We start from the raw sequence: 13,651 nt of genomic DNA, 5'->3' as shown, positions 1-13,651 counted from the left end.
TTTTTTGCGGGAGGAATAGCTGGCAAGAGCGGGCATCGTGAAAAGTCTATGTCAAAGAAAGAGTTATGTTCTCATAACTGACGATTAAATCGCACCTTCCTTAATACAGGGGTCACTGAAGCAGCAACGATCTTCATCCCATCATACGTTGATACGTACTGCTCTGCCGTCGCCTTATCAACCCCGAGCTGCGCCATTGCATAGTTCACCATCGCATCTTTCACCTGCTGCTGATTCTGCGCATCAACGCTGGTGATATTCAGCAGGTTCACTATCGGCCCGTAGGCGTCCGGGTACATGTCGCTGACTTTGTTGTTGTACTGCCCGGTTTCGTATTCACCTCTGGCCGCGATAACTTCCAGCCTTGCTCCGGCGCAGGCCGCACTGGCTGCATTGCCATTACCGCAGGCTTCGATAACCTTCCGGTCGCGGCTTATGTCCTTTTTACGCAGATCATTGATAGTCTGCTGTGCCTGCTCGCGCTCTGCCGGGTCTTTGCTCCTGAGCTTCTGCTTCGCTATCTCAAGTTCTGACTTTTCGTTAACGTGCAGCCAGTTATTCTCAACAATTAGCGAGCATCGAAGATCCAGAATACGAAGCCCGCAGGAATACCTAACAGACTGATCTTTAAGATCGTAATAATCTCATTTCTTCCAAAAGGGAAAGATTTATCAAAATCCCAGATTAACCAGCCTTTTAGAAGATAGGAGAAAGTTCCTATCATAATTAAAGCTATGCACATTAATAAACACATAAAAAATAATGTCCATATCGGTTTTTTAGGACTATTTATTTTCATTTTTACCTCCAGACACAGTTTTTTCTAAAGCATCTCCGGCTACTCCTGAAACAAAACTATCGCCTAAATTACCCATGACTGATGGAACAGAACTTTGTGGCGCCGGCTTTGTTATTGTCCAGACTCCTGTTGGAACCCATTCATACTGTTTTGATACTGGATTTAGAATCTTGTCCATTGGTACTTTAATAACATTACCCGCAGCATAACCTGCTGAAGCACCAGCCTTACTCAGCAGCGCTGCCATAAATGGATCATCACCGCTGATTTCAGCCTGGTAATAACCGCCTGCCGCATTCCAGGCCATTGTCGGGTTATAACCTTTACCAGCAGTAATGGCACCAATAACACCGGAGCCAATTACATCAGATAGTTTCACTTCGCCTGTTGTGCCATATTGAATACCAGCCCCCAATCCGGCACCCACACCGACAGCAATCAACTGCTCTTTGGTATTATTAATCGCATTGGTGATGATCGCTTTTCCGCCCATTATGGCCACCGGCCACGATGTCGGGTCCATGACAACAGACATCATCCGATCACCCGTGGTGATATTCTCCTCCAAGAATTTCAAATCCGTTCCGTTAAGGTAATTCACCAGCGCTGCCGCGCTCGGGTCTTTCAGCTTTTCATCCAGCCGGATTTGCGATGGATTCGCATCATTCGCCACATTAGTGGCACCCTGTATCAGCTCCTGCCAGGTCACACAAGTAACACCGCCACCGGTACAGGCTTCAACCAGCTCCTTACTGTTTTTATTACTTATATCGATGTATTTCTCGACAACCTTATTGCAGTCACCACCAGAGGCTTTGCATTCCTGCATTTCCTTATCAAGCTGGCGAGCTTCTGTCGAACTGAGATAGTTATTCTCAACCGCATTTTTGCCGGCCTGCCCGCCGGTCACCGCTCCTGCAGTATTACCCGTTGCCAGGCCACCAGCAAGCCCTGCAGCCAGCTGGCTCAGCGTGCTCACCTGCTGCTTCTCGCTTTCGCTCAGCTGCTCCGCCGTCTTGCCCGGGAACAGCTGGCCGGCAATGTAGCGTGCCGCCAGTTCACCGCCGCCGGCACCCAACCCACCCGCCGCAGCTGACTGGTTGTTCAGCTGCGCGGTCACTGCGCCCAGCACCGCGTGCGCCATCGCATTGGCGGCGATGTTATCTTCACCGACCCGCTTCTTGATTTCCGTCGCCAGGTACGGTGAGGCACCGCTCGCCAGCGCACCCGCCAGGTTATTGCCCGCCAGCGCCGCCAGCGCCCCCGTCACCGCCTGTGCCGCCTTCTGCAGATCGCTGCCGGTGCCGTATTGCCGCATGGCATTATCATACGCCTGCTTCATCACCGCCGCATCGCTGACAGGTTTGCCTTTCGCTTCCCCTTCCAGCTGCTCCCGGGCCTGCGCCAGCGCCGTCGGGTCTGACTGTGCCTTCAGCCCGGCGATCTCACCCTGCGTGCGGATAACGTCCATCGCCTGGCCACCAATTTCCCCAATCAGCTGCGCCTGCTTCAGCCGGTTCTGCTCCTTCTCCTTGTTGAATATCCGGCTGATGCTGCCGTCGTTGGCATGTCCGGTATCCCGGTTAAGCTGCGCCACATCCTGCTGCTGTTTGTCGGTATCACGGACTATCAGCGTACCTTCGCTGACGCCGGCCTTCGTCGTGCCTTCCGCATGCCCGCTGTTGTTAGCCCCCGACAGCGTGCCGCCGGTCATGTTGGTCAGCAGGTCCTTGCCCACCGGCCCGCCGGTGCTGAATGACCCGCCGCTGTGCGTCGCTCTGTAATCCGCCTGGTTATGGATATCCGTCCAGCCCAGGGTACCGGTATTGAGACGGTTTTTCTCTTTGTCGGCCGTGCTGGCAATGACGGCACCATCAAGTTGAGTGTGTTCTTTGACCGTGACGTCATATCCCCCCTTACCCGCAAACAGCCCGGTCTGTTCCCTGACGCTGTCAAAATTACTTTTGAGCTTGTCCTGGGTCACGCTGATATAGCCCGAGCCGGTCATCGAGCCGAAGGTAAAGCTGCCGCCCGCGCTGGCGTTTTGCTGTCTGGCGTCATAGCGGTCGCTGTCCTGCTCACTTTGCAGCGTCAGGTCACGGCCCACGTCGACGGTAACTTTTTCTCCGCTCGCCTGTGCGCCTTTCAATTTGGTGTCGCGGCCGCTGGTCAGGCTGAGATGGCTACCCGCATCCAGGATGGTTTCAGTTTGGATCAGGCTGTTGCCGTTCTCATGCCCCTTGCCGGCATTGACGCCGGCCGAAACGGTGATACCGTATCCGCCCGAGCCAACCCCGATGCCCACACCGACGTTACCGCCGCGGCTCTCGTTTCTGCCGACGGTGCTTTCGCTGTTCTGCGCCGACTGCAGGGTAATGTCCCGCGCCGCATCGAGCGACAGGTCTTTGCCCGCCTTCAGTTGGCTGCCGGTGATGGTAATATCGCCACTCTGTGCGTTGTGACTTTTACCGGTCGCCGTTATCGACAGGTTTTGCCCGGCGGTGAGCGTGCTGCCCTGCGACTGGCGGCTGTCGGTGCGGGTTTCGCTTTTCGACGACTGACTGCCGTAAGAGGCGCTGATGCCTACCGTATTGGTGGCGCCCTGCGTCGCACCTTTGTCTCCCGGCTGTAAACCGTCGGCGGCGTTTTTCGCCTCCGCCGAGGCGGTAAGCGCATTGTCCCGCTCCCAGGCCTGTGCGGCCTGCAAGCCGGACAGCGCGGCTTTTGTGTTTTGCAGCGCGTTCAGGCGTCCGTCGCCTTCCTTTCTTGCCTGCTGCGCCGAGCTGACGGCGGTGTTGAGCGCGCCGCCCACGGTCCCTGATAATGCGATGCTCAGACCACTCTGCTTCTGCTCGAACGTTTCTTTGCGGGTACGCTGGTCATAACCCGGGTCGATGGACACACTGTCACCGGTAAGAGCCAGGTTCTTACCCGCCACCAGGTCGGCGCCGCCGATGTGCAGCTGGTTGCCCGCCGTGATACTGACGTTACCCTGACTGCTTCCCACGGTGCTGACGCTCTGGCTCTGGGTAGTGCCTTTCTCGTCGATTTCATGTTTGCTTGACTGCTTGCCAACCGTAAACCCGATGCCGCCGCTGCCCAGCAGACCGCTCTTTTTCTTCTCTTCCAGCAGATAGTGGGACTCGGTCTCGGTGGCCGCACCGATATCGACGTTATGCCCGGCCTGCAGGGTCACGTCCCGGTCGGCGGCAATGGCCGACCCGGTGACCGTCAGGTCATTACCGGCGCTGACGGTGATGCTCTCCCCGCTGAGCAGGGTACCTTTCTCGCGCGTGATGCGGTCATCGGTTACGGTGTGGCTGCCGCTTTTACTCAGGAAGCCTTTTTTCTCGGAACGTTCCTCGCTGTAGCGCGACTCGCGCTCGGTGGCCGTATTGAGTGTGACATCCTTTTTCGCCTGCAGGGCGATGGCACCCTGGTCACTGTGCAGGGTGCTGCCGGTGACCGTGACATCGCCCTCACGCCCGATAACCGTGACGCCCTGCTGACCGCTGAAGGTGCTGCCGGTGCTGATTTCGCGCTCGGCTTGCTCTTCGCGATGGCTTTTGGTTTTGCCCTCGCGTTTGTTTTCGCTGTCCTGGTCCTGCGTGCGGGTGCGCGCGTCTTTAATGGTCACGTCCTGCGCACTGAGTCCAATGCGACCCGCTTTGCTGTCAACCTGCGCGCCTTCCGCCAGCAGGTGGTTGCCCGCCACCAGGGTGACGCCCTGGTCACCGCCGAGCGTGCTTAATGTCAGACGCTCTTCCTGGCGGTCGTTGCTGACTGATGACGTACGGCTGTTGGCCTCCAGGTGCGTGGTATTGGTGGTCTTGTCTGCCAGAAGGTTGATGTTGCCTGCGGCCTGCACGCCAAGCTGACCGCCGGCTTTTACCTGGCTCCCCGTAAGCAGAACGTCATGCCCGGCCGTGAGCGTGAGGTTGCCGCCGGCGTTAAGCTCACTCCCCTGAGCCTGCTGCCATTCGCCGCTGACGTGCGCCATCCGGGAGCCGGCCGCTTCCGTGCCGCCGCGGGTGCGGTTACCTATAGAACCCGAGATGAACTCGAGGTCGGCAGCATGACTGCTTTTGGCGGCGGTGATGGTCAGGTCATTGCGCGCGCTCAGGCTGAGCGTATCGGTCGCATTGAGCTTCGCCCCCGTGAGCGTGATATCGGTGCCGCTCAGGCGAATATCGCCGGCGCTCATCGTCGCCTGACGCAGCGCATCCTGCAGGTTGGTGCTCAGGGCCAGACTGTCTGCCTGCACGTCAAGGCTGCCGGCCTTGATGTCGCCGCCCTGATGCAGGAACTGCCCGGCGTCGACCGTCAGGGCTTTGTCGGCAAACAGGTTGCCGGCATTGGTGATGCTGTTTGCCGAGAGCTGCAGGTCACCACCGCTAATCACCGCGCCATCGCCGGTCAGGCGCAGCGTGGCCTGGGCCAGGTACACCTTCGGTACCCATACCGTTTGCGGGCCGTCTTCCGTTTGCACCGTCTCGCTCACCAGCCAGACAATATCCTGCTGCAGCGCCGCAATCTGCTCAGGCGTCAGGGCCACGCCCGGTACCAGATGGAAGTCATAAGCGACTTCGCTGCCGTTGTTCATCAACTGCTGGTACTGTTCCATCGCATCCCAGCCCTTGACGGATGGTTTGCCTGTGAGTTTCAGCACCTGCTCACGCACCAGGCGCTGCTCGTAAAAGCCGTCGCCCAGACGCTTATGGGCCTGCGCGGGGTCATACCCGACGCGCTCGAGCATGTAGTCGCTGCTGATAAAGTTGTCGCGGCGGGTAAAGCGTTCATCGGTCACCACCAGGAACGGGCTGCCGGTTGCCGTATGTTGACTGAACAGGCCGTTATTGGGGATGGTGGTGGCCACATTGCCCAGATGCTGTAACTGCGTCAGCGCCAGCTCAGACGGCAGCAGCGGGCGCCCCAGCGGCGAGGACGGTGTGGCGCCCTGTCTTGTCATTTGCTCGCCCGGTGCAAGCGACGTGTCGCTGTCCTGCCGGCCTGTGCCCTCTACCGTGAAGGCCAGCGGATTGCGCTCAAGCTCGGCGCGTTCGGCATCCACCGCCTTTAATGCCGCATCCAGTTGACTGATTTGTGCCTGACTGACCGTGGTGTTGGTGATGCGGGCGCCGTTGATGGTGACCGTGCCGTTGCCGGAGATAATCCCGTCAACGGTCGCCAGCGCCGTGGTCTCATCACGGTTGTACGTCGGATACCAGTGGTGGGTGTCTTTATCCATGTGGTCAACGATATGCTCCTGACGCCGTTCGTTGACCGAGTAACCGCGGTTGTCCACGCTACCGCCGCCGCCCTGCGTCAGGTTGCCGTTGGCGGTAATGACGCTGGCGTCATTGAGCAGCGCGCCGGTAATGCGCAGCACCATATTGCCACCCGCCAAAATACGCGCGCCGAACCCTTCACTTATGAGTGCATCGCGCGTGACGGTGCCGGTCGCCGTGCGCTCGCGCAGATTGTTGTAATCGGTCACGTAAGGCGCACTGTCGATATCAATGTGCCGTTCAGGATCCCACTGCTCAAGGCGTCCCCGATCGTGTTCGCGCCAGAACGTGTTCTGATAGGGCGTAGGCACGTTGTTTTGACGGGGGCCGCGGGTCTCATAAAACGTCATGGCGTAGGTGCCGTCAGCGTTGGGGGTCAGCGCCAGGTAGTTGACCCACAGGTCGGTAAGTGTGCCTTTGTTGTCCCTGACCCGCACCTGCGCGCGTTTGCCCGGCGCATCAATGGCAAGCAGGGTGCCGTAGCGGTTGGTTTGCGCCGCCGCGTCATCCTGGAAAGTCAGCTGCTGGGTGGTCGGCGCCATGGTGCTTTTGTCGGGGTTGACCTTTGAGCCGTAGGAGCGCCAGTAATAGTTGTAGCGGTGCCATTTGTAGTCGCTCTTCTCCGCGTCACGCTCAATCACCAGCCCTTCACGCAGGTTATTCAGGCGACGGGCCTCGACGGTGGCGTTACCGTCCGCTTCGATAAAGCTCGCCCGGTTCTCAATCAGGTCATCGCTGTGCAGCTGCAGATGGTCTGCGCTGTAAATCAGCGCCCCATCCCGGTTGGTTAGTCGCTCACCGGCCTGCATCATCAGGCTTTGGGTTGCCGCCATCACCGCTGGCTGACCGTGGTTGTCAATGATGCGCCCGCGCACGGTAATAGCATCCCCCATCAGCGCTGCGGCGTTGTCCAGGGTATCAACGTTCAGCGTCATGCTGTCCGCTTCAATACGCCCGGTGTTTTGCAACGCCCCGGTCGTCAGCTGCAGCGTTTTTCCCACCAGGTTGGCCTGATTGGTAATGCCGGCCGCATTGAGCACCAGATTGCCCGGCAGCAACCAGTCCGCCAGGTTGGTAAAGGCACCGCTCAGGGAGAACGTCACCGTGCCGTTACTGCTGATGTTTTCGCCGGCCTGATGGGTGTAGTCCTGCTGTGCGGACAGCGTCAGCGCCTGCAGCCCCAGCAGGGTACCGTTCTGGTTATCCAGAGTACGCGTATTCGCTGTCAGTGCGCCGGCGCTCTCCACGCGCCCGCCCTGGTTAAGCAGCGCCAGTGGTGAATCGGTCCGTGACCGGTCAGTATTGATATTGAGGTTGCCGTTGGCCAGGAGACGCCCCTGCCGGTTGTCCAGCTGCGTTACCCCCGAGAGGGTCATCTGCCCGCTGCTCTGCAGGCGGCCTGCGGCATTGTCGATATCACGAGCGGTGATGTCGGTACGCGTGGTGCCCAGCATCAGCCCGCCGTCGCGGTTGTTCAGGCGATCGGCCCGCACGATAAGCGCTGACTGGCTGCTTATTGTGCCCTGCCCGCTGTTGTCGAGTGCTTCGGCCTTGAGCGTCAGGCCCTGAGTCGACACCAGTTGCCCCCCCTGGTTGTTGACCTGTGCCCCCTCAAGCGTGAGCGCGTCGCCGCTGTGTAACTTGCCTTGTTGATTGTTAAGCCGGTCGAGTCGGTAGATGCCCGAGCCCTGACTGATGAGCGTGCCGCCGTCGTTGTCCAGCTGCTTTGATGTCACCGTGATGCCGCCGCGGCTGCTGAATACGCCGCGCGTGTTATTGATACCGGCCGCCGACACCTGCTGGTCGCCATTGTTGCGCACAGCACCGCCGGTATTTTCCAGCAAGCCGAGAATGCGCAGTGCTACCTGTTGCTGGCCATCTATCATACCGCCAGCATTGTTCAGCGTTTGTGCGTCAAGCTGAAGCGCCTCACCACTTTGCACTTTCCCATCGCGGTTGTTCAGCGCATCGCTCAGCGTAAGGCGCTGTTGTTTCTGGCTGTAGAGCAGCCCGCCCTGCGTATTGTCAATTGCGCGGGCGGCGATACGCAGCTCCTCGCCGGCCAGCCACTGACCCCCGGCGTTATCGATGGCGCCGGCGTGTTCGCCGTCTTTGGCACCCGTAACAGCAAGCTGCCCCTGCGCCGAGACCTTACCGTTGCGATTATCGATATCCTGTTTGATGCGCAGCGCCAGGTCGTGTGCCGACTGCAGTCCGCCTTTGGTGTTACCCAGCCAGTCAGCTGCAAGCTGTGCGGCCTGCAGGCTCTGAACGCTGCCTTCTGTATTGTCAAAACCGCCGCTGATCGCCTGCCAGCCGCCCTGGCTGCCCATCCAGCCCTGCGCATTGACTATCTCCTGCGCCTGCAGCATCTGAGACGACTGACTAAAAACCCGTCCCTGGCCGTTATCCAGCCTGCCGGTGAACTGCATGTCCAGGCTGCCCAGCGCGTTGATGGCGCCCTGGGCATTGCGCAGACTGGCGGCGCGCACCCCGGTGCGCCCATTGCCGGTAAACGTACCGCCCCGGTTGTCCCAGTCGCCGGTCAGATTCAGGGCAAGCGCCTGTCCGCCGAGCACCACACCGGCGGCGCGGTTAGTCAACTGACCACCCTGCAAAGATAAGTCGCCACCGCTCTGCAGCGAGCCGCCATCATTATCGAACAGGCTGGCTGCACCGCCGTTAACGGCAAGGGCCTGCTGCGCGGTCAGTTTACCGGTGCGATTGAGGATATTGCCTGCGGCGCCAAGTGTCAGGTCACCGCCGGACTGAAGTCGCCCGCCGGTATTATCGAGCGACTGCGCGCTGGCGGTGACCTGCCGGCCGCCTTGTGCGGTGCCGCCCTGATTGTCCCAGTCGCCATCGGTTTTGACAGTAAGTGTATTGCCGCCTTCAAGCCAGCCTGCAGTGTTGCTGAGCCCCTGCTTCGCCGTCAAATCTGCATCCTGCCTGGCGACCACCTTGCCCTTAGCGTTATCAAGGCGCTGCGCCGCCAGCGTGAGTGACTCGCCGCTGATTTCGCCCTCGCGGTTCACCAACTCAGTCGCACTGTTCAACACCAGTTGTTGCCCGCCCAGCAGTTTGCCGGCCTCGTTGCGTACGCTCCCTGCCGTTATGTGAGTTTGCCCGCTCCCCGATATCGTGCCACGGCGGTTATTCAGCTCACCGTCGGTCCGCACGGTCAACGCCTGGCCGGCACCCAGCCGCCCTTGCGTATTGTCCAGTCCCCGGCGGGCATGCAGGTCAAGCCGCGCCTGGCCAATCACTTTGCCCTGCGTATTGTCGAGCCGGTCAGACTTCACCGTCAGCACCGCGGCGCTGATTTCGCCGCCGCGGTTGCTGGTGTTACCCGAGGTGGTCAGGGTTGATGCCTGGCCTGACAGCAGCTTGCCGCCGTCGTTGTTGAGGGTCGCTGCCGTTGCCGTGACGGCCGTTTCGCCTTGCGCCGTACCGCCGCGGTTGTCCCAGTCGCCGGTATGGATATCCAGCGCCTTGCCGGCACCAATGAGGCCGCGTTGATTATCCAGGTGGCTGGATGTCAGGTCGAGATTGCCCTGACCGATGACCTGCCCCTGCGTGTTATTCAACCGCTGCGCCACCAGACGTACTTCGTCACCGCTCAGGGTTCCGGATGCGTTATTCAGCTCGCTGCCCGCCTCAAGCGTCAGGCCGTTCCCGGCCAGCAGGTTGCCCCCGGCATTGTTCACCGCGCCATTAGTACGGAGCGTGAGCCCCGACTGGGTTTTTACCGTGCCGCCCTGATTATCGAGGCGCCCGGCATCGAGATGCAGGTCGCCGTTACTGCCCATCGTCCCGCCGGCATTGTCGAGCAGGTCGCCGACCTGCCAGTGCTGCGCCGCGCCCCCCAGCGTCACCAGGCGGCCGCGCTGATTGACTGACTGGCTTGCCGAAAGCCGAAGGTTCTGCGCCTCGATGGCACCGTCACTGTTATCCAACTTGCCCGCCAGGGCGAAACGGCTCTTACCGTCACCAGTCTGTGACCAGGTCGCCTGTTGGTTGAACAGGTTGTCGGCATCCACCGTCCAGCGCCCGGCCTTGACCCTGGCCTGCTGCGCATCCACATTTCCCTTCGTGCTCACGGCCAGCTCACCGCTGTCTACGGTGGACTGGCGCAAGGCCACGCCGCCGTCACGTGCCGTCAGCGCGGTACGACCGGTCGCAACCTGTGCGCCGCTGATATCCACCCGGCGGCCGGACGCGTTGACCTCTTTTTGACTTAGCAGACTGCCACTGGCGCGGATATCACCCTGGCTATCGAGCTGCAGGCTGGCATCCTGGACCAGCGTGCTGGCGGCATTACTGCCCGCCAGCAGGTGGCCGCTGCTCTGGATGCCACGCGCGGCGTTCAGGTGCACATCCCCGGCCGCAGCCAGCGTCCCGGACTGCGTTAACATCCCCTCGCGACTCTGCACGGCCAGCTTACCACCGCTATACACTTTTCCGTGGGTCTCGATGTCGCCTTTTGCCGCCAGCTGAATATCGCCGCCGGCCTGCGTGGCCGCATCCGGCGTATCAGACCGCCAGCTGAGCTTGCCTTCGCTGCTGACGGTGAGCGTTTTGCCCGCCCGGACCTGTCCGCCCTGATTACGCACGCCGACGCCGGCCTCGGTGCCAATCATGCGGATACTGCCGCTGTACATGCCGCCCATCTGTCCCATGTCGATGGCAAGCTCTGGTCTGGTACTGCCGTCGTCCGAAAGCGGTGTCGCGGTTTTACCGTCCGCACTCACGCGGTTGCGGCCAACCACCACCGACACGCCTTCTTTAGCCCAGACGCCGGCGTTGACTTCCACCGCACGTGCCAGAATGTCGACGTACTCGGTATCATGACGGGCATCCCCGTTGAGACCTCCACCCTCGATGCGCACCACGCCGCGCTCAACCTGGTAGCCCGCCAGGCTGCCGTCGGCGTTCAGTTGCGGCTTGCCGGTGGTCAGGGTCATGCGCCCGGCGTTGATGGTGCCGCAGCCGTTGCAGACAATGCCGGCGGGGTTGGCCACAATCACCTGCGCCTTGCCGCCGGCCACTTCCATAAAACCGCGCAACTGGCTGGGATTGTTGCTGTTGACTTCGTTGAGGATGACGCGCGCCGGCGCGGAACTGGGATTGAGGTTAGGGTTACCCTGGATCATCCCGGCCATCTGGGTCGAGGTCATCACCGCCGAGTTGTTGAGGATGGCGCCTTTGGTGTCGACATCGAACTGCTGATACTGGTTGTGAGAGACGCCGGCCTGGTTGGGGGCAGTGATGTTGACCTGCGGCAAGCCGTTCTGAGTATTGATGACCTCCGGCCGCAGGGCCGGATTGGCACCGCCGTCCGCCACAATGCCGCCTGCCATGACGGGGCCGGCGAACATTAGCAGCCCCAGCAGCCACGCTGACCGACGCACGGTGACCCACAGACGACTCCCAGCCGTTATTCCTGAACCGATGCGCTGCCCCGGTTCGCTGCTGCAGCTGCGGGCCAGTTCGGACACCACCCGCAGTTCCCCGTGAGTGCGGCTGAAGATAAGGCGATAACAATGTTTGTTCATGGGTCACATCCGTGAGAAAAGTCAGTCTAGTCAGGTCAGCATCAGTAACGCTGCCGGTATCGCGATGTTCAGATTTCCAGATTTACGCTAAAACCCGCGGTCGCACCGGAGGTATGGAACCCTGCGGGCTTGTAGAGTGGCACGCCGGCAAACAGGTCATAGCTGAATCGCCCCCACAGCGCACCGCGCACGCCGAGCGCACTGCCCGCCAACTGATGCCCCACCAGGTAGCGGGTGCCCGGGCCGCCCACCCGGCCGTAGTCGGCCGCCAGGTACAGCTCGTGCCCGCCGGATAACACATTCCAGGCGATTTCATTGCGCCACAGCAGGCCTTTTTCGCCGGACAACATCTGTTCGCCGTCAAAGCCGCGCACCGTGTAACGCCCGGCAATGGCCATCCGCTCCTGCGGCGTCAGCGCATTCGGGCTCCACTGCCCCCGTACGCTGGTGTATACCCGCCAGGGCTGCTCGCCCCAGGAGAACGGCTGATTGATGCCCAGGTCTCCGAGCAACATGCCGGTACGCGCGCTGCCTTCGTGACGCGATTCTTCCGGGGCAGGCAGGGCATTGAACGCCCCGGTACCGCGGCGCCAGCTGATATTCGCATCCAGCGTAGTTGTACCGAGGTAACTGCGTTGGTTAAGCCCCAGCTCCCAGCCGGCGGTCCGGCGTTTTTGCGACGCAATATCAACGTCGTCCACGGCGTTAGTGGAATGTTTGCGATAACCGCGCAGGTTGAGCGTGGTCTTGTGCGACTGGTCGCGGTAGAGCAATCGGGAGACGGTCAACTGAATGTTATCGCTCTTGCCGCTGTAGCGCAGCACCTCGCTGGCGTTGGGGATATTCTGATGGTAGGTGTAGTCGTTGTAGTTGGCCGAGAAAGCCCAATACCCCACCGGGAAAAAGTAATTCAGCGTATGTGAACGATTGCCGAACGGTCCGTGCTGAAACACATCCTTACCGATGTTGGCGTAAAACAGGTCATTCTGTGCAAAGGGGGCATCAAGTGCCAGGGTGGCCGAACCGAGATAACGCCCTGTGCTTCTGGATCCGCTGTCGTCCATTCCCAGACTGAGCCGCACCGGCCGCCCCTCGTGCCAGTTGACCTGCAGGTCACTGGTGGCTTCCAGGGCGCCAGGCAGGATTTTAATGTCAGCTTTGGCGCTGGGCACCCGTCTGAAGTTCTCCAGCCCCTGTTCAATATCACGCAGGTTGAGGATATCGCCGTGCGAGGCCGGAATAGCGTTCCACAGCCGTCCGCGCCAGGAGACCGGCTCCTCAAAACGAACGTTATCAATACGACCAGGCTGCAGCGTGAGTGTCAACACGCCGGTGGTCAGGTCCTGCTCCTGCGCCATTACGCGTGTAGTGACATAGCCTTTGGCCAGGATGGCGTTCTGTACTTTATTGATGGCAAGCACAATGCCCTGGCCACCCAGACAGCGACCCTTGACATCCGCAGCGGCGTCCAGCGCCCACTGAAAGCGAGCGGCCGCCTTCCCGACCAGGGTAAGCCGGTTGATGGTGAAGCAGGGGGACTCATTAACCGGGTAATCCGGCAACACGGCTTCGGGACGGGAAAGGCGCGTATCGGCCTGCGGGGTGTTCTGTTTAAGCAGGGCACGCTCGCGCTCCTGCTGGCGCTGCTGTTCGCGGGTATCAATGGCGGAAGCGGCCCGTTCAGGGGCATCGAAAGGTGTGGCAGCCATAACCGGGAAAGTGCCGGTGAAGAGGACACCCGCGAGAGCGTGGAACAACGCCCTGGGTGGAGATCCGTTCGAAAGAAAAGTCCTTTTCATGAAAAATCCGTTTCAATAAGTGTAAGGATGTGTAACTTGCGCGTATTATCTCCCTGCGCGCTTAAAAAGCAAGCGACTGAGTTCTCAGATCACAATACTTACCCGTCATTACCCTATTGAAAATATCATCCTGTTAGGGAAGGTGCGATTTAATCGTCAATTATGAGAACATAACCCTTTCTTTGACATAGACTTTTCACGATGCCCGCT

The 13,651-nt window shown here is 60.2% G+C and carries 2 protein-coding genes and 1 pseudogene; all 3 read right to left on the bottom strand.

The genetic code is table 11. The annotated features are described in order from the left end of the window. Nucleotides 1-101: 101 nt before the first annotated feature. Nucleotides 102-566: pseudogene (locus tag ACSZO1_RS18420) on the bottom strand (DUF6862 domain-containing protein); the annotation flags it as partial. A 219-nt stretch (nt 567-785) separates the two neighbouring features. Beyond that, on the bottom strand, nt 786-11,642 hold the full coding sequence (locus ACSZO1_RS18415) for a hemagglutinin repeat-containing protein (RefSeq protein WP_437615214.1): 10,857 nt from the start codon (nt 11,640-11,642) through the stop codon (nt 786-788). Between the two features lie 68 nt (nt 11,643-11,710). Then, a complete protein-coding gene (locus tag ACSZO1_RS18410; RefSeq protein ID WP_437615212.1) occupies nt 11,711-13,441 on the bottom strand; it encodes a ShlB/FhaC/HecB family hemolysin secretion/activation protein in 1,731 nt (576 codons plus the stop codon). Between the last annotated feature and the right edge of the window lie 210 nt (nt 13,442-13,651).

The organism is Erwinia sp. V71 (genome assembly GCF_965644245.1).
In the GTDB taxonomy this organism is placed as follows: domain Bacteria; phylum Pseudomonadota; class Gammaproteobacteria; order Enterobacterales; family Enterobacteriaceae; genus Erwinia.
This window is presented reverse-complemented; position numbering and strand designations above follow the sequence as displayed.

Bases quoted from the DNA above. Each gene is read 5' to 3' on its own strand.
- ACSZO1_RS18415 (WP_437615214.1), bottom strand. From the start codon at position 11,642: ATGAACAAACATTGTTATCGCCTTATCTTCAGCCGCACTCACGGGGAA.
- ACSZO1_RS18410 (WP_437615212.1), bottom strand. From the start codon at position 13,441: ATGAAAAGGACTTTTCTTTCGAACGGATCTCCACCCAGGGCGTTGTTC.